At 54.7% G+C, this 23,954-nt stretch carries 22 protein-coding genes; 2 read left to right on the top strand and 20 right to left on the bottom strand.

Annotated features, from left to right (window positions below; all coding sequences use genetic code 11):
• Nucleotides 1-3 precede the first annotated feature (3 nt).
• The 18 genes from RT644_RS15400 to RT644_RS15315 all read right to left on the bottom strand — a co-directional run bounded on the left by RT644_RS15400 (nt 4) and on the right by RT644_RS15315 (nt 19,298).
• On the bottom strand, nt 4-993 hold the full coding sequence (locus RT644_RS15400; protein WP_269231193.1) for a hypothetical protein: 990 nt from the start codon (nt 991-993) through the stop codon (nt 4-6).
• Between the two features lie 20 nt (nt 994-1,013).
• Nucleotides 1,014-1,808: a PP2C family protein-serine/threonine phosphatase gene (locus RT644_RS15395; RefSeq protein WP_016495661.1), complete on the bottom strand. Its 795-nt coding sequence runs from the start codon at nt 1,806-1,808 to the stop codon at nt 1,014-1,016.
• Nucleotides 1,805-3,610 (bottom strand): type VI secretion system-associated FHA domain protein TagH, encoded by a 1,806-nt coding sequence (tagH, locus tag RT644_RS15390; protein WP_313627211.1) that lies wholly within the window; start codon nt 3,608-3,610, stop codon nt 1,805-1,807. Before tagH ends, RT644_RS15395 begins: the two co-directional genes overlap by 4 nt.
• A gap of 129 nt (nt 3,611-3,739) precedes the next feature.
• On the bottom strand, nt 3,740-4,576 hold the full coding sequence (locus tag RT644_RS15385; protein WP_016495659.1) for a lysozyme inhibitor LprI family protein: 837 nt from the start codon (nt 4,574-4,576) through the stop codon (nt 3,740-3,742).
• 98 nt (nt 4,577-4,674) lie between these two features.
• Nucleotides 4,675-5,469 carry a lysozyme inhibitor LprI family protein gene (locus RT644_RS15380; protein ID WP_045509804.1) on the bottom strand — a complete coding sequence of 265 codons (795 nt, stop codon included), beginning with the start codon at nt 5,467-5,469 and terminating at the stop codon, nt 4,675-4,677.
• Nucleotides 5,470-5,472: 3 nt separating this feature from the next.
• The gene (locus tag RT644_RS15375; RefSeq protein ID WP_045509807.1) at nt 5,473-6,306 is read right to left on the bottom strand and encodes a peptidoglycan-binding protein; all 834 of its coding nucleotides are present in this window, start codon (nt 6,304-6,306) and stop codon (nt 5,473-5,475) included.
• 201 nt (nt 6,307-6,507) lie between these two features.
• Nucleotides 6,508-6,990: an Hcp family type VI secretion system effector gene (locus RT644_RS15370; RefSeq protein WP_016495656.1), complete on the bottom strand. Its 483-nt coding sequence runs from the start codon at nt 6,988-6,990 to the stop codon at nt 6,508-6,510.
• A 197-nt stretch (nt 6,991-7,187) separates the two neighbouring features.
• Nucleotides 7,188-7,682, bottom strand: a complete 495-nt coding sequence (locus RT644_RS15365; protein ID WP_313627210.1) for a T6SS effector amidase Tae4 family protein — start codon at nt 7,680-7,682, stop codon at nt 7,188-7,190.
• A complete protein-coding gene (locus tag RT644_RS15360) occupies nt 7,679-8,110 on the bottom strand; it encodes a Rap1a/Tai family immunity protein (protein ID WP_160269736.1) in 432 nt (143 codons plus the stop codon). Before RT644_RS15360 ends, RT644_RS15365 begins: the two co-directional genes overlap by 4 nt.
• Before the next feature lie 68 nt (nt 8,111-8,178).
• Nucleotides 8,179-9,681 (bottom strand): type VI secretion system contractile sheath large subunit, encoded by a 1,503-nt coding sequence (gene tssC / locus RT644_RS15355; RefSeq protein WP_016495654.1) that lies wholly within the window; start codon nt 9,679-9,681, stop codon nt 8,179-8,181.
• A 3-nt stretch (nt 9,682-9,684) separates the two neighbouring features.
• Nucleotides 9,685-10,209 (bottom strand): type VI secretion system contractile sheath small subunit, encoded by a 525-nt coding sequence (gene tssB / locus RT644_RS15350; protein WP_016495653.1) that lies wholly within the window; start codon nt 10,207-10,209, stop codon nt 9,685-9,687.
• 74 nt (nt 10,210-10,283) lie between these two features.
• Complete coding sequence (gene tssA / locus RT644_RS15345; RefSeq protein ID WP_313627209.1) at nt 10,284-11,297, bottom strand: type VI secretion system protein TssA; 1,014 nt, start codon at nt 11,295-11,297, stop codon at nt 10,284-10,286.
• Between the two features lie 11 nt (nt 11,298-11,308).
• Nucleotides 11,309-12,019 carry a type VI secretion system-associated protein TagF gene (gene tagF / locus RT644_RS15340; RefSeq protein WP_016495651.1) on the bottom strand — a complete coding sequence of 237 codons (711 nt, stop codon included), beginning with the start codon at nt 12,017-12,019 and terminating at the stop codon, nt 11,309-11,311.
• Between the two features lie 18 nt (nt 12,020-12,037).
• A complete protein-coding gene (gene tssM, locus RT644_RS15335; protein ID WP_016495650.1) occupies nt 12,038-15,649 on the bottom strand; it encodes a type VI secretion system membrane subunit TssM in 3,612 nt (1,203 codons plus the stop codon).
• A gap of 3 nt (nt 15,650-15,652) precedes the next feature.
• Nucleotides 15,653-16,891 (bottom strand): DotU family type VI secretion system protein, encoded by a 1,239-nt coding sequence (locus tag RT644_RS15330; RefSeq protein WP_016495649.1) that lies wholly within the window; start codon nt 16,889-16,891, stop codon nt 15,653-15,655.
• Between the two features lie 17 nt (nt 16,892-16,908).
• Nucleotides 16,909-18,252: a type VI secretion system baseplate subunit TssK gene (tssK, locus tag RT644_RS15325; RefSeq protein WP_016495648.1), complete on the bottom strand. Its 1,344-nt coding sequence runs from the start codon at nt 18,250-18,252 to the stop codon at nt 16,909-16,911.
• A gap of 24 nt (nt 18,253-18,276) precedes the next feature.
• On the bottom strand, nt 18,277-18,783 hold the full coding sequence (gene tssJ, locus RT644_RS15320; RefSeq protein ID WP_016495647.1) for a type VI secretion system lipoprotein TssJ: 507 nt from the start codon (nt 18,781-18,783) through the stop codon (nt 18,277-18,279).
• 23 nt (nt 18,784-18,806) lie between these two features.
• Entirely contained in the window at nt 18,807-19,298 is a 492-nt protein-coding gene (locus tag RT644_RS15315; RefSeq protein ID WP_016495646.1) for a hypothetical protein, read from the bottom strand.
• Between the two features lie 982 nt (nt 19,299-20,280).
• Between RT644_RS15315 and RT644_RS15310 the strand changes: the two genes are divergently transcribed.
• Nucleotides 20,281-22,002 (top strand): alpha,alpha-trehalase, encoded by a 1,722-nt coding sequence (locus RT644_RS15310; protein WP_097405797.1) that lies wholly within the window; start codon nt 20,281-20,283, stop codon nt 22,000-22,002.
• Nucleotides 22,003-22,071: 69 nt separating this feature from the next.
• Here RT644_RS15310 and RT644_RS15305 read toward each other — a convergent pair whose 3' ends face one another.
• On the bottom strand, nt 22,072-22,326 hold the full coding sequence (locus RT644_RS15305) for a GlsB/YeaQ/YmgE family stress response membrane protein (RefSeq protein WP_016495644.1): 255 nt from the start codon (nt 22,324-22,326) through the stop codon (nt 22,072-22,074).
• Between the two features lie 210 nt (nt 22,327-22,536).
• On the opposite strand from RT644_RS15305, the gene RT644_RS15300 reads away from it, so the two are divergent.
• Nucleotides 22,537-23,268, top strand: a complete 732-nt coding sequence (locus RT644_RS15300) for a flagellar brake protein (protein ID WP_016495643.1) — start codon at nt 22,537-22,539, stop codon at nt 23,266-23,268.
• Here RT644_RS15300 and emtA read toward each other — a convergent pair whose 3' ends face one another.
• Complete coding sequence (gene emtA, locus RT644_RS15295) at nt 23,269-23,880, bottom strand: membrane-bound lytic murein transglycosylase EmtA (RefSeq protein ID WP_313627208.1); 612 nt, start codon at nt 23,878-23,880, stop codon at nt 23,269-23,271.
• Nucleotides 23,881-23,954: the final 74 nt, after the last annotated feature.

The raw sequence follows: 23,954 nt of genomic DNA, 5'->3' as shown, positions 1-23,954 counted from the left end.
TCCTTAATTAACCGTTTTATAGGTGCCAACCGCCGGGTTGCGCAGTTGCGGATGCAGCGAGTCAATCAGCAAAATATTCAGGTGCGTACCCGGTTCAAACCACGGCATCCACGCTTTGCGCACTTCTTCAATACGCGCCTGTAAACGCGCCGGGTCATTTGCCACGTCGCGGGAGATTTCCACCGCCACGGTGCCATTCGCCTGCCAGCCATTCAGGCTGTCAACATACGGCAGGATCATCCAGCTCTGCGCCAGCGTACCTTCGCTGACCACCATACGTTCGTTGTTGACGGTGGTAATCAACAGGCGATCCGCATCCACACTGGCATTCAGACCACTGACCGGGAAACCGTGTACGAAGGTCATGGTGATTTTCTTTTCCACGCCGTTGCTGAGTTGCGTCACTACGCTGCGACCGTTCAGCCAGCCGCCCTTCTCACACTTGCCATCTTCTTTGGCGGGTATAAACAGCGCGGGCGTACCGGCGCCGCCCTGCCAGAAGGTGCGCAGGTGGCAGCCATCCTGCAAGGTGAACTCCTGCCACGGCGCACGGCTGGCGGGCGGCGAGAGATCTTCGGCGCGACCGGTAGGGGCAACCAGTCCGGCGCTCGGGGTTGCGGCGGGCGCGGTAGTCGCACCGGTTGAGGTGACCACCGGATCCCACTCTTTGGCTTTATCGGCGGTGCCTTCAGCCAGCGTCGTGCCTTGTGGGTCGGTCAGTTTCCAGCGCACCTGCGTCAGCGTGCCGCACTGGTTTTCCAGCAGCGCGCCAAGACGCGGTAAAAAGCTATTCAGTACCGAGGGTTTTTTATCGCCGCTGGCGACAATGCGCAGCGGCAGCGTCTTCGCACACCAGCTTTTTGGCGTGTTATCGGCGACGTTATCGATCCAGACATCCAGTTTTTGCGAAGGCGATTGCACGATGCGGTAGTTTTCTGCCTGCACGCTGCCACACACTGCCAGCAGGGCCAAACCCGGTAGCCAAAGTTTCATAAAAGTCCTTGTAAGCTGTATCAATCACGAAGAGGGAAAAACTGTGCGGCTTCAGAGAGCGTATGCAAAAGCGTCGTCTCCTGAGGCGTGCCCATCCACACCGCTACGGCGCTATAGTTGTCCTGCTGGGTCTGCGCCCCGACACCGTTTTTCAGCAGGATTTGATTCATCAACGTCAGCCACTCATCCGGCGTGTTCACCATGTGCAGCGACTGTTGCATCTGCTCCTCGGTGACGCCGTGCCAGAAACCATCCGTGCACAGCAAAAAAGCATCGCCATCTTCAATCGGCACCACATCACTGTAGCTCGGTTCACGCTCATCCTCGCCCAACCCCAGCGCAAAATAGAGCAAGTTACCGTTGATACCTTCGGTCTGGTGCCCGGCGTCTTTCATCTGCTGGACGAGGCTGTGATCAGTGGTGACGTGGTAAAGCCAGCCGCGACGAAACAGATATAACCGGCTGTCACCCGCGTGCGCCCAGTAGGCGAGCTGGTAATCGCGATCGATAAACAGGCTCACCATGGTGGTGCCCATGCGGTGATAATCCTGCACCGCTTTTTGCTCTTCGCGGATGGCGCGGTTCGCGCCATTCACGTACTGACGAATGTACTGGGCATTGAGGTGCTCGTCACCGTCGAACCGGGTGATAATGGCGTTTCGCGCCAGTTTCGCCGCCACGTCACCGCCGGGTAAACCGGCGATGCCGTCGCAGACCACAAAGCAGGCGGCGCGCTCGCCGATGGTTTCCCCGGTCTGATCCTGATTACTGGCACGTTCGCCCTGTCGCGAAATAGAGGCCGTGCTGATATTCATTCTTCCGATCCGCTTTGTGAGTCTTTGTACTGGTTGACTTCCATGTCGTAAGCGTGGAGGAACGCTTCGCCAAACAGGGTGTGGAAGTCATCGTCAATCTCACCGGCCGTCTGGGCGTAAGTACGAACGTAGTAATCCCATAACGCGGCTTTACGGTTGGAGAGCACGCCAAGCCGCGCGGTTGCGCCGTCGCGTTTGGCGTCATCTTCCAGTTGCTCCGGATTAAACTGCTGCAACATGGCGGCGATAATGGCGCGAATACCGGAGATCATCCCCAGCTGGTGCGCCTGTAAATCGATCAGCGCGTCACGCACCGATTTTTTCGGCGGCATAAAACCAGGCATACGCGTGCCGAACATCTGCATTAATACGGTTTTACCCGACGGCAGCAGTTTGAACGGGTTGTTGGCGTCATCCAGCACCATGGTCATGTCCGCTTTTACACCGCGTTTCAGAATAGAACGCGACGACAACAGCGCAACCGTGCCCTGCGAGAACATGCTCAGCATCTGACCGAACTGGCGCATGTTTTCTTTATCGAACTGCGGCACCGGCTGCATGTCGCTCAGTCCCATGCCTTCAAGCAGCGCATCAAGCAGCTCACCCTTCAGCACATCACCGCTGTCGCCGGTGCTGACTGATGGCGTGCTCTTCGTGCCATTGCTCTGAACCGGATCGATACGCAGACGCCCTTTCGGCGTTTGCGCCGCGCTGCGCTGCACCGCCTGCGGTGTTGGCAGCGTGATACCAGCGTAATCCTGCTGCTCCTGCACCTCTTCCGGCGCGGAGAGCGGCGCGTCGTCGGCAAACAGCGGCGTCGAACTTAAATCTTCCGGGTGCAGCTCGGTAATAATCGGCTGAGCGGTTGGCGGCGGTTCCGGCGTGTTGAGATCGGCAATGATCGGCTGCGGTTCAGCCGGTTTCTGCGCCGCCAGTTCATCGGCATGCGCCAGCGGCACCGCGCCGCTCAGCAGGCCAAGCGGATCGTCGCTGCGGGTTTGCTTCGTGCTACCGCTACCGCCAAACAGCGCCAGCGGATCGAGCTCGTCGCTATCCGGCGTGTGCGATTTTTGTGTCGGTTCAACCGGCGGCACCAGCGCAGAAGGCGTGGAATCGTTGAAGATGCTGTCGTTTTTAAACAACTGCTCGTCGTTAAACAGCTGATCCGAGGCCAGCGATTTCGGCGTCACCAGCGGTTCATTGTTATTGAGCAGCGACAGCGGATCTTCCGGGTTGCGCTCCGGCCCTTTCGGCGCGGCGAACGGGTTAAGATTTTGCGCTTCCTGCGGTTTCGCACGGCTGCTGGAGATGCTGTCGGAGATGGAAAACTCCTGCATCAGGCTGTCCCAGATTTCCGTCGGCACGGACGCCGGTGCACCTTCTGGCGCGTTTTTCTGCGCCGGAGCAGGTGCCGGTTTCGCCACCTGCGGCTGCGCTGGCTTTGGATACATCTCTTCCGCCATACGGGTGACAGGACGGGTATCCTGGATCAGATCGGTGACTTCAATACGGTACTCATCGATGCCAAGAATATCGCCATCCTGCAGCTCAACCTGACGCCCACGTTCAAGGGGGATGTCATTCAGTACGACACGGGTCACGTTGCCACGGTTGGTGACGCGGCACTCGCCATTGCCGGCGATATGGACAATCGCCTGCAAACGTGAAATGGAACGGTCGTTGTCCGGCAGCACCAGATTGTTGTCCGTGCCGCGGCCAATGGTGCCGCCCGGGGGATAAAAGTCGCAGCTACTTTGTGGCGGCTGATGACCGGGTTTACTGGTAATAATAGTGAATCGCATCGCGTATTCCTGCTGGAGTTATGTGCACTCAAACGGTGCCGCTTTAGCTAAAACGGCTGCGTTTGAAGACAAGCGAAAAGAAGGTCGACGTTCGCGAACCCGGCGCAGCCACCGGATAAGTCTCTTGTTTTACTGGATTTTACTGACCAATTCAAAGGTCCGTTCTTGCATCGATTTTGTTAAGCAGGCGGCGTCTGTCTGGCACTGGTTGCGTTTTTTAAGCCAGTCGCGCTGCGCCGCTTTCATGCCCGCCAACGTGGCTTTATCCGCCGGGTCAATTTCTTGCTGTTGCTGCAACTGAATAGTGTAGGCATCGGTCACGCTGCGATCCCAGGCCGCCAGTTCATTGTCACCACAAATCGCTTGCTCGGTGGCGCTTAGCTTAGCGTTACAGGAAAAACGGGGCGTAATTTTTTCATCAGCCGTCACGCGTTTCAGCACAAAATAGCTGTTGTCATTCCCGTACATCAGCAGCTTATCGGCAGATAACAACGCTACCCAGTTACCGATGGATTCGCCATCCGGCCCCAGGTGTCCTTGCTGGCATTGCAACACAATTGGGGTGATTTTCTGCATGCCTTGCCCGTTCAAACCGAAATCTTCTGCAACAGGAATTTTGGGCGGAAAACGGCGCTCGCCGGAGGTTTTTACTATCGCTTCATTTAGCGTCATCGGCGATTGCTGAAGGTATGCGGGTTGCTGGCAATCAATGTTCAGCGCCGCGTCGCCACTTACCGCGTGGTTATCAAAACGCACCACGCGGCCAACATAGCTGGGATCGTTGACTTTCGTATAGAAGGAGATGGTGGCTTGCGTATCCGTTGAATTGGCAATAATACGCCAGGGTCCCGAAATAGAGGCTGGCGCTTCTGCTGCGCTGGCCGCGCAGTGACTCAACGAAACCAGTGCGGCTAAGGCGACACACTTTACGCGCGCCGGGGTGAACCGAATGATGCTTCCTGTCATGTTTTTCCCTGCCATCTCATCCAGTGGCGTACATGCAATACCGACAACGTCTTACTGCTTAGCAGGGATGGCAGCCCGCCATCCCCTTATGACACGACTCAGACCCCATCCAGGCTGTGCGCCAGCGTTTCGAGACGATCGTTCATCGATTTTTTCAGACATTGCACATCGCCATTGCAGCTATTGCGCTGGCTTAGCCAGGCTTTCTGTTGCGATTGCAGTTTGTTTTCCAGATCGTTATTGCCAAGCGAGGCGGCTTCTTTACGAAACGCTTTGTACGAACGGGCAACACTGTTATCCAGGGCCGCCAGCTCGCGATCGCCGCAAATCGCTTTTTCCGGCGCGGAAGCGGCTTTTGCACAATCAAACGATGCCTGCGGTTTGCTGTTTTTATCGACCGGCTTGAGCAAAAGGATGGTGCCATCCGTCCAGTTCAGCAGTAAGCGCTGGTTGACGAACGCCAGGCTGGCATCGCTGCCCGCATCACCGTTGGCAAAGTGACCGGATGCGCAGGTAATGTTCTCGACCTGCGTTTTCGCGCTCCCGTCTAATCCCAGTTCATAGGTTTTCGCCGCGTCTTTCTCCGGGATGGACTGCGTGGCAGCAACCCAGGCATCCAGCGTGCTGCTGCTTTCTTTCATCGCGGGTGACTGGCAATTCGAGCCGCCCGGCAGCGTAGTGCTGATCCCTTGCGGTGTCACGCTCAGAAAGCGCCCGACAAGGCGATCATCATTGAACTGATAGTTCAGGGTGCGTTCTGTTTCGGTATTAATAAACGCTTTCTCAACCTGCCACTCGCCCTGTACCGGTGAATTGCCCGCCTGCACCGCCGAAGAGAACAACGCCAGGCAAGTCATGGTTGCCGCTACGATCTGTTTAGTGTGAGTCGTCATGGATCAATTTGTCCCGTAGTCGCCGTTTAAGAAAAGATTCACTTCAAAATTACGACGATTAATCAAACCCTTCATAACTTTGTGTTTACTGGTATTCGCGCGTTTAATTTCCGTCATCGCATCAGAGATCTGCCCGCGATTGATAAAACCAAACACGTTGTTCAGCCGCCCACCAGGGTTATACGCAAAGGAGACCAGCGCGTCGAATTCATACTGCTTCAGCGGCACAAAAATACCATTTCTCACCGCGTTAACGTACGGCGGAACGGTGGCACGCAGTAAATTTGTCTCCTGATCGGCGGTAAGACGCACCAGTTTCGCGTTATCGGCGACAAACTGGCTGGCCTGGTCATCATGCAATCTGGCGGCTTTACTGATTTTTTCCGCGGTTATCGCATCGATGCCGATTTCAATCATTTTCGCTTTGATAGATTGCTCTGAGCGCTCTTTCATGTCGTAGCCCGGCCCGAGCGTCACGCCGCTTGCGCCGCCTGGCCAGTGCAGGTAACAACTTTTGTTTGCCCAGGCTTCGCGATGAAAAATAAAGGTCATGCCACTGGCGGAGATATCCATCGCACCGACAGCCTGTCGCCCGGCGCTGCCGGAAATCGGCGGCTGTGGCGCGCGGGTGGTGACCGGTTTTCCCAGTGCAGCAAGGGTGCGTCGTCCGACAATTCCATCGACGTGTAAATTCTGTTTCGCCTGGAATTGTTTGACAGCCATTTCGGTTTTTAAGCCGAAAATACCATCTTCACCGACTTTCGCTCCCGATTTATTCAGAAGCTGCTGTAGCTCTTTAACATTCGTACCACGATCACCCTTGCGCATAACACTCATTCGTTCATCCTCAAATTATTCTTTAATTTTTATACGCACTCAAAAGAAACAGCTTTCATAAAAGCGGCTGCGTTTGAGTAGCAAATTATTTTGTTGGGGATAACGCGACTAACCCGATATAAAAAGAGATAAAAAATTAATAATTAAATCGTCATTTGCCAGAAAAAAACAAGGTGAGCCCTTGCGGGCTCACCACAGCGATTACGCTTCTTTGTTTTCTTTGATGTTCCAGCCAGCGGTGGTTTCAGCACCTTTACCGCCGGAGGAGGACTGCTCCCAGTACTGCTGTTTCACTTTCGCAGCCTGGAATGCATAGGTCACACCTACGGTGTCGCCGTTGTCAGCACCGGTGTACTGAACGGAAGTCACCAGCACGTCTTCCAGCGTGATGCGCGCATACTCAACCTGCTGGCCGCCTGCTTTGCAGACAGACAGCTCAACTTTGGTCAAGTGTTTGCCGCTGGCGCAATGTTTCAGGATAGCCGTCGTGGATTTATCAATGAGTGCGTTAACATGCAGGTCATTAAAATTGACTTTACCGGCACCGCCGCCACCGCCAACGCTCATGTTCCCAGGTTGTGAAGCACCCCAGGAAAAAGATGTGATATCAGTCCAGCCGGTGTGGTTAGAGTCTTTAGATTCACCCGTAACTCCATCGACCTTCAGAAACATATCAATAGCCATAATATTTACTCTTCGTTAATGATAAATATTGCTTTCGAAAAAGCGCTTATATGGCAAACGGGTAAGCATGGGGCCGAATAAAACCGTCCATATTTTACCTCTGCCTCTTTACATCCTGGAAAGATATATTTCTTTCCAGAAGTTCCTTTTCTACCCAGGCGGGTAGAAATTAAATCATTTAATTAATTACGCATGGGCTACTTTAATTCCCAGAACCACACTTCTTTGGAGTCGGTATGGCATCCACTGTTGCACTGAAACATATTATTACTCAGTGGTTCAAGCAGGTCGATATGACCACCTCCATAACCTGCGATTCTGTGAAAATAAACGACACCTTTACGGTTACGCAATTTTCTGCCCGCTTCGCGAATATCAGTGTAGACTTCAGCTTTTCCAAACACGCTGTCTTTATAAAGTTGATCGGCAAGAAGCTTCGCGCCTGGTTCTATCTTTTTACCTTTATAAGGACCGTCTTTAATAATAAATCGGCCAGTAAAATCAATATTATTTTTAAGCAAGGCTAAACTCATTCGTACACCACAAGTATTCTCATAATTCGGATTACTTGCTTTAAGTGCCTGATAGTCATAGCCAATCTCTTTAAATAGTTCTTCCGGTGATAAAAAGCCAGGCTGATACTTCAGAGAGGAACGATGGTAACGTTTTAACTGATCGTATAATGGCCTCATTTATTGTTCCCCTTTTTGCATGGCATCAACTCTGTCATCGCATCGCTTATTACTTTGGATGCACGCAGTTTTCCTTTTTCCGCCGTTAGATTTTCAAAGTAGGAATATAAATTTTCATGAATAGATGACGGCAGAAGACGGTTATAACCACACCATGTTTTTCCTTCTGTCGTATCCAGTACGCCTAACAGATACATATCTGCTTTAATCCGCTCACGCTCATTCGTTTTAGAGAACCAGGCGTCAGCAAAACGTTGGGCGCTCATATTTACATCGAAGCCATTTAGCAAAGCAGGATCCCGCATAAGATTTAAAACAGAATCTTCGGGTAACGGAGACGCTTGTGGGTATGAATAGGTCTTCATCTCCGCACTTATCATTGTGGAGAACATGACCAAAAAACCCGCAAGTCCAATACGCATTTTCATCACATATCCTTCTGTTTGCGAAAATGTTTCCAGGGCCGCAAACCTCTAAAGTTTGCGGCCTGTCTGGCTTACGCCTCTTTGGTTTTCAGCGACGGCAGTTTGGATACCAGACGCAGAGAAACGGTCAGACCTTCCAGCTGGTAGTGCGGACGCAGGAAGAATTTCGCCGCGTAGTAACCAGGGTTATCTTCGATTTCCTGCACCTGCACTTCTGCCGCAGCCAGCGGTTTACGCGCTTTGGTTTCCTGCGAGGAGTTCGCCGGGTCGCCGTCGACGTAGTTCATCACCCAGTCGTTCAGCCAGCGTTCCATTTCGTCACGCTCGCGGAATGAGCCGATTTTGTCGCGCACAATGCACTTCAGGTAGTGCGCAAAACGGCAACAGGCGAACAGATACGGCAGACGCGAGGCGAGACGTGCGTTAGCGGTCGCGTCGGCGTCGTGGTACTCCATCGGTTTTTGCAGCGACTGTGCGCCAATAAAGGCGGCGAAGTCGGAGTTTTTACGATGGATAAGCGGCATAAAGCCGTTTTTCGCCAGTTCTGCTTCGCGACGGTCGCTGATGGCGATCTCGGTCGGGCACTTCATGTCCACGCCGCCGTCATCGCTCGGGAAGGTATGGCATGGCAGGTTTTCTACCGCACCACCGGATTCCACACCGCGAATCGAGGTACACCAGCCGTACTCTTTGAAGGAACGGTTGATGTTGGTCGCCATCGCGTAGGCCGCGTTCGCCCACGAATAGTTGTTGTGGTTCGCGCCATCGGTCTCTTCTTCGAAATCGAAGCTGTCAACCGGGTTGGTGCGGATACCGTACGGCAGACGCGACAGGAAGCGCGGCATGACCAGGCCAAGGTAACGGGCATCTTCAGATTCACGCAGTGAACGCCAGGCGGCATATTCGGTGTTCTGGAAGATTTTCGTCAGATCGCGCGGGTTCGCCAGCTCCTGCCAGGACTCCATCTGCATCACGCTTGGCGCAGTACCGGTAATGAACGGGCAGTGTGCCGCCGCGCCGATGCGCGCCATTTCGCCCAGCAGTTCGACATCCTGCGGGCTGTGGTCGAAGTAGTAGTCGCCAACCAGGCAGCCAAACGGTTCGCCGCCGAACTGGCCATACTCTTCTTCATAGATTTTTTTGAACAGCGGGCTCTGGTCCCAGCCCACGCCTTTGTAGCGTTTCAGGTTACGGCCCAGCTCCTGCTTGGAGATGCTCATAAAGCGAATTTTCAGCATCTCGTCGGTTTCGGTGTTGTTCACCAGATGGCTCAGACCGCGCCACGCGCTTTCCAGTTTCTGGAAATCTTCGTGGTGGATGATCTGGTTAATCTGCTGCGACAGTTTTTCATCAATCCCGGCAATCAGGTTCTGAATGGTGCGGTAGGTATCGCTGGAGAAGGTGACGGTGTTTTCCAGCGCCTGTTGCGCCAGCGTTTTCACCGCGCTTTCTACCGCTGAACGCGCCTGGTCCGTTTTCGGACGGAACTCTTTGCTGAGCAGCGCGCTGAATTCATCCTGGCTGAAGGCCTGTGCGCCCTGCTGCAGTTCTTGCTGTTGAGAAGGGTTGCTCATGGTTTACTCCTCTTTACCTTGCGCACTGTCTTCACTGTTCGGTAACTGGCTGAGCGATTTCAGCAGGGTTGGATCCTGCAACACTTTGGCAATCAACTCTTCCGCGCCGTTTTTGCCGTCCATGTAGGTCAGCAGGTTGGAGAGCTGAGTACGCGCTTCCAGCAGCTTGTTCAGCGGCTCAACTTTGCGCGCCACCGCGTCCGGCAGGAAGTCATCCATGCTGTCGAAAGTTAAATCGACGTTCAGACGGCCTTCGCCGGTCAGCGTGTTGTCGACGTTGAACGCCACGCGCGGCTTCAGCGCTTTCATGCGTTCGTCGAAGTTGTCGACGTCGATTTCGAGGAATTTACGATCCTCAATAGAAGGTAAGTTCTCCACCGGTTTCCCTACCAGATCCGCCATTACGCCCATCACAAACGGAAGCTGGATTTTGCGCTCCGCGCCGTACACTTCCACGTCGTACTCAATCTGTACGCGGGGGGCACGGTTGCGGGCGATAAATTTCTGACCACTGTTACTTATTGCCATGATGTTCTCCATCGAATATGCGCGGTGAAGGTTTGACGACCGGCAACGCGCCTGCCGTCATAACTCGGTACGCGTCAGTCCTGACGCCCAAAGATGTTTTGCAGTTGATTCACGCCATCGGGCGCCAGATCGCGAATAATCTCCATAAAGTCCAGTTCGATTAGCCGCTGTACGCGGTCAATCATCAACGGCGCGGGGTGGCTCGGCTCGTGCTGGGTGAAATATTGCTTCACTTTTTCCAGCATCAGTTGCGCATCGGCACGCGTGGTAACCTGTGCGGTTCGCCAGTCGGTATGCGCCGCAAGCGGTGTCGCGACAACCGGTTGCGGTGCGCTCTCCGCAGGTGCCGTTTGTTCTGTCGCCTGTTGCTCTTCCGTGCGGTTAGCGCGGCTGACGCCGGCGATTAACCCGACCGTTTTGAGTAACTGTTCCATTTCCGGCACCCCGCTTTCGCCCAGTTGTTCGAGCAACCATGTACGGATCGTTTGCAGACGCCCTTCGATTTGGCAGATAGCCTCAATGCCAGGCTGACCGCCGCGCGTGAGTTCATCAATCAGACGCACCCGGCCGCCAGGATAGCCTGCACATTCCGTTTTGCTGCCGTCAAGCAACGCCTGCGCGTCGCGCACGTTTAGCTCATCACCGTTGCTGCGCAGCAGCGTCGACTGGCGCAGCGTGGTGGTCAGCGAAGATTTATCGCTTAACCCCGCCAGCGCATTAATGCGATAAAACGGGTCGAATTCACCACCGTCAGTCAGCGAAGGCCAGAGTTGATCCCAGTACAGCGCCAGCGCCTGGCCTAACAGCATTAAACCATCAGCATAGCCTTCCAGCCCGCGACGTCGAGTCCACGCATGGGTTAACGCCATCATTACGCGGATATCTTTGGTGCGCGCCAGCAGCCCGGTGGCCAGTTTTTCCACCCGCGTCCAGTCTGCCGGTTCGGCGGGAATAATGGTGCTGCCAAACTGCTGCTCGGCTTTGCCGAGGCTCGCCTGCTCCATCGCCTGGAAATCGGCGTCGTACTCCAGATTCTCACCGCAAGGCTGCTCCGGGCTGACCGGAGCGAGTAACGATTCTATAGTCATCCGCAACCTGCTTATTCTTCAAACATCGGTGGGTAGAGGCCATGGCGACCGGGTCTTGCGCCACCCGCCGGCTCAAACAACAGCGTGAATAACTGGCCGGTAAAATTGCCGCTGTGCACATGGGTGTAGAGCGGGTAGCCATCGCTGCGGTTGGTCCACCAGAAACTGATCTGGCGCAGCGGATCAAAACATTCGGCGGCCTGTCGCCAGCCGATGGTGGATTCGCCGTCGCCGTCATAACCAATCACATCCAGAATTTCCGAGCGCGTTTCCGGCTCCACCAGTTGTACGGGTGGAATGGAGAGCAGCGCCTGGTCGAGCTGTTCGGGTGAAAACCCATTGCGCACGGCATGCAGCATGGTGCGCCCGAGTTGTTCATACCAGTCGCCCGCCTTCGCTAAATGGCGTGGCGACCACTCCAGCGGGTTAATCGCCATCAATGCACACAGTGGATACTGACGACCAACGCTGTCGCGCCCTGGCAGCAGACAGCCCATTTGCACCTGCTGCCCGCCGAGCATCGGTGGCACAACAAAATTCCAGATCGGCGCATTGCTGAACTGCCGGTCGTTTGTACGCTGTTCTTCTTTCTGCCAGTTCATCAGCCCCACCTGAAACCAGTGGGACCACTGACGCTGAAGCGCATCAGGAAAGCGGCGTTGTAAAAAATCGCCCGCACTGGGCAGTTTGCCATACCAGCTAATTGCAGAAGTCGTAGTCATTAGGCGTTCCTTTGCAGTTCAAGGACATGCGAAACGTGGAAGCTGGAACGGGTTGCGGATGCTGTTCGGCGCGAATTCCAGCGTCACCTGATGTCCGTCAACCGTGAATGTCGCCTGGCGGCTCAGGCTGCTGCTGCCGGGGCTGACGCGCGCTTTATCGAAAAAGCGGTTCAGCGCCCAGGCGCCGTTGGTCACAAGCGTAGCGGTTGTACCGTTGGCCAGCCCTAACTGCATCCGCACCTGGTTGGTGCCGCCGGAACCCGGCCAGCTAACGATTTGCACCGCCTGCGGGCCGTGGCTGTAGCGAAGGATTTGTCCGTCTACATCCAGCGTCATATTCAGGATGGTATTATCCATGCGCACCGTACGCACCGTGGTGCGAAACGACGGTGTTGCGCTGCCGTTGGCAAAGAACGCGTCACGAATCGATTGCGCTTGCTGAAACGGCACCAGCACCCCTTCGCTGCCCGGCAGGGTTTTGCCATCGATGCCCGGCATAAAACGCCATGTCGCCTGGGTGGTATCGACTTTGTTGGTCAGGTTGTCGCGAAAAAAGACATCCATCAGGCCAGTACCAGGGGCAAACATGCGTGCCAGATCGTCGGGGGTAACTTCGCTGCTGGCGGAACGCACTAACGGGTAGCGTCCGGCAATCGCCTGGCGGCAAAAGCTGCCCACTTCCACGCTGATGCGCTTGCGCACGTTTTCCATATCCCGGCGCTGGGTATCACTGCTCGCGCCAACCGCCATGTTGCTGAACATGGTTTGCAGCCCGCCAGGTAAACGCCCGGCACTGGCCTGCAAACGGCTGATCGCTTCGCCGCCCGGCGGTGGCATACCGCTGTTGGCGGCATCCTGCACGGCGGTCAGGTAACGATATAGCTCATCGACCTGTTTGAGAAAATCATCAAACACAATGGTCTTGCCGCCCTTTTCCAGCGGCTGCGCCAGTTCGATGATCGGCGCGAAATGTTCGGTGACACGCTGTTCCGGCGTCTGGCTGGCGGCGGCGTTTGCCGTGGCTGACGCGCCGTCATGGTTGCTGAACAGCGTTTCGAGCATCTGCGTACCACGGTTGCTGCTCTCCGGCGCTTTCTCTTTACCATCCGCCACGTCATCACGGCTGAGTTTCAACTGCTGGCTGAGATTGATAACCAGCCGGCGCAGCGGTGAATTGTTCCCGGAAAGCAGACGCGCGGTATTGATGCGCTGGTTCAGATCCGCGCTGTTATTAAGTTGAATGTCACTTAAGAAGTTATCCCAGATAGCGATAAAATCCCGCGCATACAGCTGGCGCACCGCGTTATCGGTTTGCTGTTTGTCTTCCGCTTGCGTGGTGGAACCAAGGACCCAGACATCATCTTCATGCAGCGAGGCGGTGACCGGCGCGATTTGCGCATTGAAACTGTTCCAGTACCCATCCGGGGTATACAACCCCGGCAGCCCTTCACCGACCGGCTTACCGCTTTTGCGGGAAAAGACCAGTTCACTCTGCGGGCCGCCAAGCGACGCCAGCGAAACCTGCTTCAGGTTTTCATCGCGCTCCAGCAGGCGTTTCAGCCGCCCGTAAACGCGGGTGGAGAGCGGTTGCTGGTTGATCAATGCCTGTTCGCGGCTAATCAGCGCCTCGTCTTTGGCATACGGCGACGACTGAATTTGCGGCTCCAGCAGTTGCGTCAGGTGCCACTCAAGCTGACTTAACTGCGCTTTGGTAACGTTCTGCGGCAGGTTACGTTGCAGATTGAGCATCACCCACGAGTGCAGGAACTTACCGTCGTAATGCTTCGGCTGATACAGCATCTGATAGGCTTTCAGCGCTTCATAGCTGTATTCCACATCGCTGCCGTTGTCGTTACGCAACCAGGTAGTGATGCGCATCGCCACTTCCGGCAGCAGCATCTGTTGCAGCGCTTTCTGGTACAGGGTTTGCGAGGCGTCCGCCACATCGTTACCGCGATAGAGCCCCATACGGCGGGTGATCGGCGGGTTATTGACGTCAAACTTCTCGCTTTCCGGCAGCGCAGAGAGGCCATTAAGCAGCGGCAGCAAGGCAAAGAGATCGCCCTGCTGGCGGTTACGCAGCGCTTTGATCTGCTGGTCAAGGGCCGGTACTTTGGCCTGCACTTCATCCAGATAATCACGGTTGTTGCCGTAGCTGGTAAACCACAAGGCGCTGATAATAATCAGCAGCGCCAGCAGCGCCGCATAACCGGACCAGATCACCGCCCGGCTGCGCAGTTCCCACCAGCGGTTTTGCCCGGCGATACCGGCTTCCTGGAAGATCACGTTTTGCAGCAGATGCTTGATAAAGAAGCTCTGCCCTTTCCCGCCCGGCACCGGTTCCTCTTTGCTGACCGAATCCCAGTTATCGCCTGATTTGCCCTGCGGCAGCGACAGCGCGCGGTTCAGTTCGCCCATCACGCGGTCAAACGGCAGGCCTTCCTGCGTACCGCTGGCAAAATAGATGCCGCGCGGGGAGAACTCGGTTTCAAAGTTAGAGCGGGCAAAAATGGTGTTCAGGTAATCTGCCAGCAGCGGACGCAGCGCGGCGAACTCCTGCGGGAACAGGAAACATTCCGCGCGGGCTTGCGCATCGCTTTCACGCAGTAGCGTATCCGGCAGGGCCGCGTCCAGACGCTGTTGCAGCAGCGCGAATTCCTGAATAAAACTGCCCTGCAGGTCGAAATCCGCCAGTTTGGCTTTTTCCCACGGGAAGGTGAAACCCCAGATTTGATCGCGCTGCGCTTTATCAAACCCGGCAAAGTACGCGCGAAAACCTTTCAGCAAGTCCGCTTTGGTCACCAGCACATACACCGGGAAACGGATCCCCAGTTGTTCATGCAACTCGGTCAAACGCTGGCGCAGGTTAAGCGCCTGTTCGCGCGATGCCTCGGCTGACTGGGTGAGCAGATCGGCAATGCTGACCGTCACAATCACGCCGTTGATCGGCTGACGGCGGCGATACTTTTGCAGCAGGCCAAGAAACTTCAGCCATTCGCTCGCATCCTGAACCTGCTCGCTCTCCTGCGTGGTATAACGCCCGGCGGTATCGAGCAGCACAGCCTCGTTGGTAAACCACCAGTCACAGTTACGCGTACCGCCAATACCGCGCAGCGCGGTTTTACCGAAGCGATCCGCCAGCGGGAATTGCAGGCCGGAGTTGACCAGCGCAGTGGTTTTACCGGAACCCGGCGCACCGATAATCACATACCATGGCAGTTGATACAGATACTGGGTGCTGAAGCGCTGCGCCCACTGTCCGCGCTGACCTGGCTGGTTGAAGTGCGCTTTTTTCAGTACCTGCGCGGCTTCTTCGAAACGCTCGTTCAGCACCTGATCTTCGTTATTGAGGCGTTTGCGCTCAACCGGATCTTTTGCCTCTTCGCTTTTCAGGTTGTCCATCAGCTTGCGGTTGAGCCAGGCGTTGTAAAGACGCGGCACAATGTGGCTGTGAACCCAAATCAGGTACATCACCGCAATGGTGATCATGCGGTTTTGCTCAGACTCAAGCGGGCGGGAATCCACGACGGAGAGCAGCGGGCCAATCATCCAGATAACCGCGGCCAGCCCCGTTACGCCAAGGAAACCCCACAAAATGCGGTTGGTCAGCAATGAAAGCAACATATTCATCCTTTAGTTTCCTTGCGGCAATCCGTTCAGCTCGGCGGCCGTATTTCCCGGCGACACCAGCAAAGTAATCTCTACGCGGCGGTTACGGGCGCGGTTTTCAGCCGAGTTGTTCGGCGCTATCGGGTTCATCTCCCCTCGCCCTTCCGCTTTCACACGCGCCGGTTGCGACAGGTGTTTTTGCAGCAGCGACTGCACAGAACGCGCGCGCTCAAGCGACAGCTCGTAGTTCGAGGCGAAACGCGCACTGCGGATCGGCACGTTGTCACTGAAACCCACCACCAGAATTTTGCCGCTGACGTTATTCATCGCCTGCGCAACACGATCGATAACCGGTTCATAGCTTTCGCGTGCCACCGTCGATCCCGAGGCAAACAGCCCATCGCCTTTGAGTGTTACCACGCTGCGATCGGCTTCATCACGCACCGCCACCAGGCCTGCCTGAATTTCCGGGCGCAGAAACGCGCGCAGGTTAAGTACCGGCTGCACGTTTTGTACCGGCTGCTCAATGGCCGCTTCCGGCAACTGGGTTTGGTAAATTTTCGCCAGCACCGGGTTGGTGCTGTCACCCAGACGCCAGTTGAGCACGATATAGAACAGGCAGGCGAGAAAACCCGCCAGCCCGACACACGCCCACAGCGGAATAACCGGCCGCCACAATTTGCGCATGACCGGTTGATCTTCCGGGTGCGGCGACAGCGGCGGCGGATAGTTGCCACGCACACCGCGAATCATCTGCCACAAGCGCTGTTTGATGGTTTCCAGTTGCGTGCGGCCGTTGTCCATCACCCGGTAACGTCCTTCAAAACCGAGTAACAGGCAGAAGTTGATCAGCTCCAGCAGCGCGATATGTTCGCGCGGGTTTTGCGACAAGCGCGCCAGCAGCTGGAAGAATTTCTCCCCGCCCCAGGTTTCGTTGTGGAACGTCACCAGCAGACCGCTACCGGACCAGACGCCACGGCTTCCCCACGGCGTGAGCGCCGCCGCTTCATCCAGCGCGGTGCATAAACAGTAACGGGCGCCGACGATCACTTCGTAGGCCAGCCCGGATTGCTGGCAGCGCACTTCAAAACGGCGAATTTCATCAATCAGGTGCTGGCGCAGACCGCTTTGATCATCATGAGAAACGGAATAGCGGATCTGCGGTATCGCGTTAAGCAGCGGGTTGGCGGCCGCGACCAAAGGATTGTTGCCACTTGCTCCTGCCAGAGCGGCATCGCTGCCGGAGGCTTGTTGTTCCTGCATATTGTGCGCTCGCTGTATTATTCAGTCGGGCTACGGATGGCCCAAAACTCCATATCAAGACCCGGGAATTCACCTGCCAGATGCAGCGCGAAAGCCCCCGATTTCTCCATTTCGTTCCACAGCTCGCCGCCCTTTTCCAGTTCGAAATAGTTGTAACCGGCATGCCACGGAATTTGCGGCGGCGCGACCGGCATGGTGCGCAGCTTCATACCCGGCAGTTGCAACTGCACCAGGTCGCGGATTTTGGTGACCGGCGCGACTTTCATCTGGGCCGGGAAATGGGTTTGCAGGATTTCGCCCGGGACGCTGGCTTTTACTGCCAGCACGAAACCAAACTCGCGCGCCATGGTGGTGGTCGGCAACGTGGCGATATTCAACCCGTGCGTGCGTTCGGTGAGCGGCAACTGGATGGCGTGCTCTTCCATCACCAGAGACAACCCATTGCGCAGCATCAGTTGTAACTTGCCAAAACACCCGGCCAGATCGTCATGGTCGTAAACCGGCAGCGTCTCTTCCGGCGAGCGCGACGCGGTCCAGGTGGTCAGCTCGGTGGCAAACGCCAGCCAGCTGCGCCACAACTCTTCCGGGTGGATCATCGGCAGCGTTTTCAGATGGGAAACCTGGCCGACATGGTGGTTAATCAACGCCAGCAGCGTGAATTCCACCATTTCGGAGGTATTAAAACGCCCCGGCTGGCGCAGACGCTGGCCAATCTGCTGGCTACGCTGCATCAGCAAACTTTGCAGATCGTTGATAATGGCGTAAATCGCCGGGTTGTTAACCGCATTCAGCATCGGCGGAATATAACGGCTATCAATTCGAACGTGGTTATCGTTACGTTTTTCTACGACATGCGCGACACCGATCGCCGTCCACTCTGCCGAGAGATCTTTTTCCAGCATCAGTTTCAGACGCAGACGGCCAAACTGCACCGCCGCCGGCCCGACGGACATGGCGTTATCGTCATCGACTTCGCTTTCCCAGGTGACATAACGCGCCAGCGAATCTTTCTCTTCGCTAAAGATCACCTCATCACGCCCGCCGCGACGGGCAGGCAGCGCCAGCACCACACGCTCATTGTTAATATTGTCAGGGATAGCCAGCGGTGTGGGCGCCTGGCGAGCATCGTGGAATGAGAAGAACGTGCCATCCGGCAGTAAACCGCTGGCATAACTCAGGGCAATACAGCCCTGGCGCAGCATGGCATCGTCGAGCTCGATATCAAGGTAGCCCCAAAGATACGGGCGCTGCAGTGTCCCCCACTCGCGAATATGGTGTTGCAGATAGCTTTCCGCTCGCTGAAAGTGATGAGGGCGCAGAAACATACCTTCGGTCCACACGACCTTTTCTGCTTTGTTCATACGGTTTTCCTGTTAAGACTGGCGCTATTTGGAAATCACACGGATGCCATTGACGTCGAGGAAGATGTTGGCTTCCAGTTCGTCTGACGACGATTTCCAGAATTCGTAGAAGTGCGTCTCTCCCTGCACCGGAAGCGGTAAGGACATCCGCCATTTTTTGCCATCCAGCGCCTGATACTCCGCCATCACGCCGATGTAACGCGCGTCGGGCGCGCTTTTACCGCTCAGCGTTTTCGACAACTGGCCGGGCATCAGGAAAAATTCATCACTGTTCAGCAGGTTGGCGCCAAGTACGCTATCTGCGTTGTTTTGCAGCGACCAGAAATCGGCGGACATAAATGTCGCGTCCGATTTCAACAGCAACACCCTGACTTTAAGGGGAGCGGACTCATTGATTTGCGGATGAGCCCTGAACTGAAGGTTATAGCTGGTAGGTACGCTGTGTGAAGAGGAGCCACAACCGCTGGCCAGGGTGGCCAGCACAAAGAAAAACACCAGGCTAATCTGGCGTACAACCGAATTATTATTCATACCAGGTACTCGTCACGGCTGGATTAATTGATGATCCACGTTCCGGAGTTGGCGTTTTTGCAAGCCTTACCGCTGCCATCGACAGTCACGCAGGTCTGTTTTTTACGTTTCAGTTTGCGTGCGTCATCACGCAGGGTTTTTTCGTACAGCTCGCTTTTCACGACGGCACGCATCGGTACATAACCAATCAGCTCTTCCTGACCTTCATCGGCCAGCGCCATCCAGAAGTGTTCAACCTGACCCAGAACCACATAGGTTTTACCGGCTTGCAGCTGGCGAATCACTTTGCCGCCGAAATCCGGGGTGCTCATCACCGACGCCGGGTAAAGCGCGCGATAGTCTTGTTTGATAGGCTGGAATTCCTTCGGCGGAATAACCGCGTAGCGGTGTGTCAGCGTGACACCGTTCACTTCGCTGGTGACGATGGTGTCATCGGTTGGGGCGGGTTTAGGTGGCGCTTTACAAGCCGAAACGCCAAAGACAAAAAGAAGAGCCAATACCATTCGCATGTTCATAACGTTTTTTTCCATTGCAAATATATTACTGTGTTGACCTGGAGCGTTTTGGAAAGGGTATTTAAATCGCTCTAAATGACGCAAATCCATGTCCAGTTAAACGCTCAGATAATGAATAAAAGGCATAGCTACCGCACGAGTCTGTCGCAGGGACAGGCCGCAATAATATTACTTTTCATTGACTATCGTGACACAATTTTACAGATCAGATTATTCAATTCAATATGATCTCCGACCTGTTGAAATACTATTATTTAATTTTTTTGCAAATTAGGACAATTCTCAAGAAAGAATTTCACTTTAGATGATAATCCGTAAAGATGCCAACCCACCCATTTTGTAACGGTGCGCAATCTTTGCATAAATCGCTGATTATTAATCAATATTAGTGACAACAAGGCAATAGCATATATTTTAAAATGCGAGATAGGATGAATCCTAAAAACTAATTTAATGTGATAAACCCTACAATATTTAGTAGTGAAATTACCTGAATAAAAGTGCGGATTAACGTACAAGATAAGCAACGGCGTTATTTTGGCTTTGATAGGCAAAATATATTGAACAAATAAACATTATTTCCACAGCACGATAGTCAAGTGTGTAACAGTCCCTGGCAGGAAACATTCTTTACTTTCATATGAAATTTCAACCCACCTTAAATTGTGTAGTCAGACTTAATTTTTGTGAATCGACAATAAACGAACCCATTCAGCAAAATTGATACAGCGCACTATTTACCCATTTCGGGCCCTGTCGCAAATAAATAAAAAGCCCCTGACGGACAGGTATGCAGCCGGTGCTGATTATTTGTGCAGCGAGAGCATAAAATCCGCCCCCTGCTCTGCCAGCCAGACGGGGAAATTGTCTGGAATCGTGCAAAATGCCAAACGCGACACACGATTTGTTTCAGATTCGACTATGGTTTTGTGCAAGGTTGATTGCGGCAGCACCGCTGTGCACCCGCTAAGGAGAATAATCGATGACAAGACCTGTTCTACACCGACCGCGCGCTCTGCTGCTGGTCATGCAAATCGCGTTAGGCGGCGCGTTACTCGCCACAGCTCCCCACTCTTTCGCCGCCGAGGCGCAAAATACGCCGCAGCCACCGGATGTTCTGCTCGGTCCGCTGTTCAGCGATGTGCAAACCGCTAAGCTCTTTCCCGATCAAAAAACCTTTGCCGATGCCGTGCCGAAAGGCGACCCGCTGATGATCCTCGCGGATTACCGCATGCAGCGCACGCAAACCAGTTTCGATTTACGCCACTTTGTCGATGTGAACTTTACGCTGCCCAAAGAGGGGGAGAAGTATGTTCCGCCTGAAGGACAAAACCTGCGTGAGCATATTGACGGGCTGTGGCCGGTGTTAACACGCACCACCGACAGCGCAGGGAAATGGGATTCGCTGCTGCCGCTGCCAAAACCTTATGTCGTGCCGGGTGGACGTTTTCGCGAAGTCTATTACTGGGATAGCTATTTCACGATGCTCGGCCTCGCCGAGAGCGGCCACTGGGACAAGATTGAAGACATGATCAGCAACTTTGGCCATGAAATCGATACGTGGGGCCATATTCCTAACGGCAACCGCAGCTACTACCTGAGCCGCTCGCAGCCGCCCTTCTTCTCGTTGATGGTGGAATTGCTGGCCACGCACGACGGTGACGAAGCGCTGAAAACCTGGCTGCCGCAAATGGAAAAAGAGTACCAGTACTGGATGGAAGGTGCAGATACGCTGCAGCCAGGCCAGGCCAATAAGCGCGTGGTTAAGCTCAGCGATGGCAGCATCCTGAACCGCTACTGGGACGATCGCGATACGCCGCGCCCGGAGTCGTGGCTGGATGATGTGACAACGGCCAAAAATAACCCCAATCGCCCGGCAACCGAGATTTACCGCGATTTGCGTTCTGCCGCCGCGTCGGGCTGGGATTTTAGCTCCCGCTGGATGGACGATCCCAATCAGCTTGGCACCATTCGTACCACCAGCATTGTGCCGGTTGATCTGAATGCGCTGATGTTCAAGATGGAAAAAATGCTCGCCCGTGGTTATCAGGCAGCCGGCGATAGCGCGAAAGCAAGCCAGTACGATGCGCTGGCGAACGCGCGTCAGAAAGGTATCGAGGCCAATCTGTGGAATGAAAAAGAGGGCTGGTACGCGGATTACGATCTGAAGACGAAGAAGGTGCGTAATCAGCTGACAGCCGCAGCGCTTTACCCGTTGTTTGTTAATGCCGCCGCCAAAGATCGCGCCGATAAAGTGGCCAGCGCGGCCAAAGAACGGTTGCTGAAGCCGGGGGGTATCGCTACCACCACGGTGAAGAGCGGTCAGCAGTGGGATGCGCCGAACGGCTGGGCGCCGCTGCAATGGGTGGCAACAGCGGGCCTGCAAAATTACGATCAGCAGAAACTGGCAATGGAAGTGAGCTGGCGTTTTCTGACTAATGTGCAGCACACTTACGATCGTGAGAAAAAACTGGTCGAGAAATATGATGTCAGCACCACCGGCACAGGTGGCGGCGGTGGCGAATATCCGCTGCAGGACGGTTTCGGCTGGACCAACGGTGTGACGCTGAAAATGCTCGATCTGATCTGCCCGAAAGAGAAACCGTGCGACAGCGTACCGCAAACGCAGCCCGCACAGCAGGCTGCCGCGAAGGTTGAACCAACGACTCAGCCACAAAAACAGCAGCAAGCCGTCGCGCAGTAACGCGCACAGCAAAAAGCCGCAACAATCATGTTGCGGCTTTTTTGTCTCAAAAAACGGATGAACTGGCGGTTAATTTCGTCTGAACAACCGGAAGACGGCCAGCACGACAATCGAACCCAGCACCGCGATCAGGAAACTGTGCCAGTTGAAGCCGGTAATATCTCCGCCATAACCAAATTGTGTCGCGAGCCAGCCGCCGACAACGGCCCCGACGATCCCAAGTATACAAGTCAGAATGAAACCGCCCCCATCCCGTCCTGGCATAATCAACTTAGCAATAACGCCAGCAATCAGGCCAAAAACGATCCACGCGAGAATGCCCATGTTTCTCTCTCCTTCTGTTAGTCTTGTTGACGCGCACATACCACTTCGGCGACGCGTTAGCTACAGTATAGATGTCGGTCATAAAACATTTTCATCTCACAGACTTAATTCAAACGGATTACGAAAATAATTACGTTATTTGTATTAAGTTCTTGCCGGGAATGCCGATAAAGCAACGAAGGTGTGTCAGCCATCAAGGAGCCATTCGGCGTGAGCAATTACAGTGAGCAGTTCCTGAAACAAAATCCTCTGGCCGTGCTGGGCGTTTTACGCGACCTGCAAAAGAACCAGGTGCCCGTTTGCATCACCTGGGGTAGCGGTCAGTTCATCAGCAAGATACTGGAAGTGAATCCAGAAGAGCTGGTCATGGATTTTGGCAGCCAGGAGTACGAGAACAACGCAGTACAGCGTGCGGGAAAGGTTACCGTGACCGCTGAAACACATGGCGCCAAAGTCGAGTTCACACTGACAAAGCTTTCTGCAGGCGATTTTCAGGCTTTACCTGCTTTTATTACTCCGCTTCCGGAAACGCTGTGGTTTATTCAGCGCCGTGAATATTTTCGCATCAGCGCCCCGCTCCACCCGGCCTATTTTTGTAAGGCATTTATGCCGGATAAAAGCGAGATTCGCTTTCGTCTGTTCGACTTGTCATTAGGCGGCATGGGCGCGCTGCTGGATGGCGAAGCGCCTGCCGCGTTGCAACCGGGCATGCGTTTTTCCAAAGTGGAACTGGATATGGCGTCGTGGGGGCAGTTCTATTTTGACGCGCAGTTGATCGCGATTGGCGAGCGTAAAGTCGTTGATGGCAAGAATGAAACCATTGTCACGCCGCGTCTGAGTTTTCGCTTTTTGAATGTCAGCCCGGGCGTGGAACGCGAGCTCCAGCGCATTATTTTTGCCCTGGAGCGCGAGGCGCGCGAACGCGCCAGCCGGGTACGCTAATTACATCGCATCCATCGCTTTTTGCACTTTCCAGATATAGCGCGGCGCCTGCGGCGCGGGGTGGTTTTCCGCCACATGCTTCATAAACGCGTCTGCGCTTAACTCGTTTATCTCTTCAATGGCTTCGCTTCTGTCGGACGAGAAAGTCCGCAGTAGCGCGCCTGCGCCATTCACATACGAGACCACCAGGGCGTACTGCATCACTTTCGGATCGCGGATGCCTGCCAGCGACCCGTGCTCAAGAATACTCAAATAAGCCGCCCCCATGGAGATGTTGCGCTCCGGGTTTTTGAGTTCGCTGGTGGACGGTTGTCCGCTCCAGCCCATATGACGGTAAACTTCGCGCCCGGCGGTGGAGGCTTTAAGCTGCATCAGGCCAACGGCGTTGGATTTGCTGACCAGATTCGGGTTACCGCCGGATTCCACGGCGATCATCGCGGTGATCAATTGCGGGCTGACGCCCCAGGCTGCACCGGCTTTTTCGGTGATGGGCATCCACTGCATTGCGCGTTTTACCGGAACTTCCGGGTTCCAGTCCGGGTTACGATAATCCTGTTTTGAACTACATCCGGCGAGCAGTACCACTAAAAAAGCAAACCATCTCAATTTCACGCAAGCTAATCCTTCTATAAGTGTCATCGGCTACGGATGACAACGACACAGGTTAGCGGCATGATAACTGTTTC

This window comes from Kosakonia sp. (genome assembly GCF_032104925.1).
GTDB lineage: Bacteria > Pseudomonadota > Gammaproteobacteria > Enterobacterales > Enterobacteriaceae > Kosakonia.
This window is presented reverse-complemented; position numbering and strand designations above follow the sequence as displayed.

What these genes read in the sequence shown, in the direction of transcription:
- RT644_RS15360 (WP_160269736.1), bottom strand. Translation starts at nt 8,110, where the DNA reads ATGAAAATGCGTATTGGACTTGCGGGTTTTTTGGTCATGTTCTCCACA.
- tagF (WP_016495651.1), bottom strand. Translation starts at nt 12,019, where the DNA reads ATGACTACGACTTCTGCAATTAGCTGGTATGGCAAACTGCCCAGTGCG.
- tssK (WP_016495648.1), bottom strand. Translation starts at nt 18,252, where the DNA reads ATGAACAAAGCAGAAAAGGTCGTGTGGACCGAAGGTATGTTTCTGCGC.
- RT644_RS15395 (WP_016495661.1), bottom strand. Translation starts at nt 1,808, where the DNA reads ATGAATATCAGCACGGCCTCTATTTCGCGACAGGGCGAACGTGCCAGT.
- tssC (WP_016495654.1), bottom strand. Translation starts at nt 9,681, where the DNA reads ATGAGCAACCCTTCTCAACAGCAAGAACTGCAGCAGGGCGCACAGGCC.
- tssM (WP_016495650.1), bottom strand. Translation starts at nt 15,649, where the DNA reads ATGAATATGTTGCTTTCATTGCTGACCAACCGCATTTTGTGGGGTTTC.
- RT644_RS15385 (WP_016495659.1), bottom strand. Translation starts at nt 4,576, where the DNA reads ATGACAGGAAGCATCATTCGGTTCACCCCGGCGCGCGTAAAGTGTGTC.
- tagH (WP_313627211.1), bottom strand. Translation starts at nt 3,610, where the DNA reads ATGCGATTCACTATTATTACCAGTAAACCCGGTCATCAGCCGCCACAA.
- RT644_RS15375 (WP_045509807.1), bottom strand. Translation starts at nt 6,306, where the DNA reads ATGAGTGTTATGCGCAAGGGTGATCGTGGTACGAATGTTAAAGAGCTA.
- RT644_RS15370 (WP_016495656.1), bottom strand. Translation starts at nt 6,990, where the DNA reads ATGGCTATTGATATGTTTCTGAAGGTCGATGGAGTTACGGGTGAATCT.
- tssA (WP_313627209.1), bottom strand. Translation starts at nt 11,297, where the DNA reads ATGACTATAGAATCGTTACTCGCTCCGGTCAGCCCGGAGCAGCCTTGC.
- tssB (WP_016495653.1), bottom strand. Translation starts at nt 10,209, where the DNA reads ATGGCAATAAGTAACAGTGGTCAGAAATTTATCGCCCGCAACCGTGCC.
- RT644_RS15305 (WP_016495644.1), bottom strand. Translation starts at nt 22,326, where the DNA reads ATGGGCATTCTCGCGTGGATCGTTTTTGGCCTGATTGCTGGCGTTATT.
- RT644_RS15310 (WP_097405797.1), top strand. Translation starts at nt 20,281, where the DNA reads ATGACAAGACCTGTTCTACACCGACCGCGCGCTCTGCTGCTGGTCATG.
- RT644_RS15330 (WP_016495649.1), bottom strand. Translation starts at nt 16,891, where the DNA reads ATGCAGGAACAACAAGCCTCCGGCAGCGATGCCGCTCTGGCAGGAGCA.
- RT644_RS15400 (WP_269231193.1), bottom strand. Translation starts at nt 993, where the DNA reads ATGAAACTTTGGCTACCGGGTTTGGCCCTGCTGGCAGTGTGTGGCAGC.
- RT644_RS15365 (WP_313627210.1), bottom strand. Translation starts at nt 7,682, where the DNA reads ATGAGGCCATTATACGATCAGTTAAAACGTTACCATCGTTCCTCTCTG.
- RT644_RS15315 (WP_016495646.1), bottom strand. Translation starts at nt 19,298, where the DNA reads ATGAACATGCGAATGGTATTGGCTCTTCTTTTTGTCTTTGGCGTTTCG.
- tssJ (WP_016495647.1), bottom strand. Translation starts at nt 18,783, where the DNA reads ATGAATAATAATTCGGTTGTACGCCAGATTAGCCTGGTGTTTTTCTTT.
- RT644_RS15380 (WP_045509804.1), bottom strand. Translation starts at nt 5,469, where the DNA reads ATGACGACTCACACTAAACAGATCGTAGCGGCAACCATGACTTGCCTG.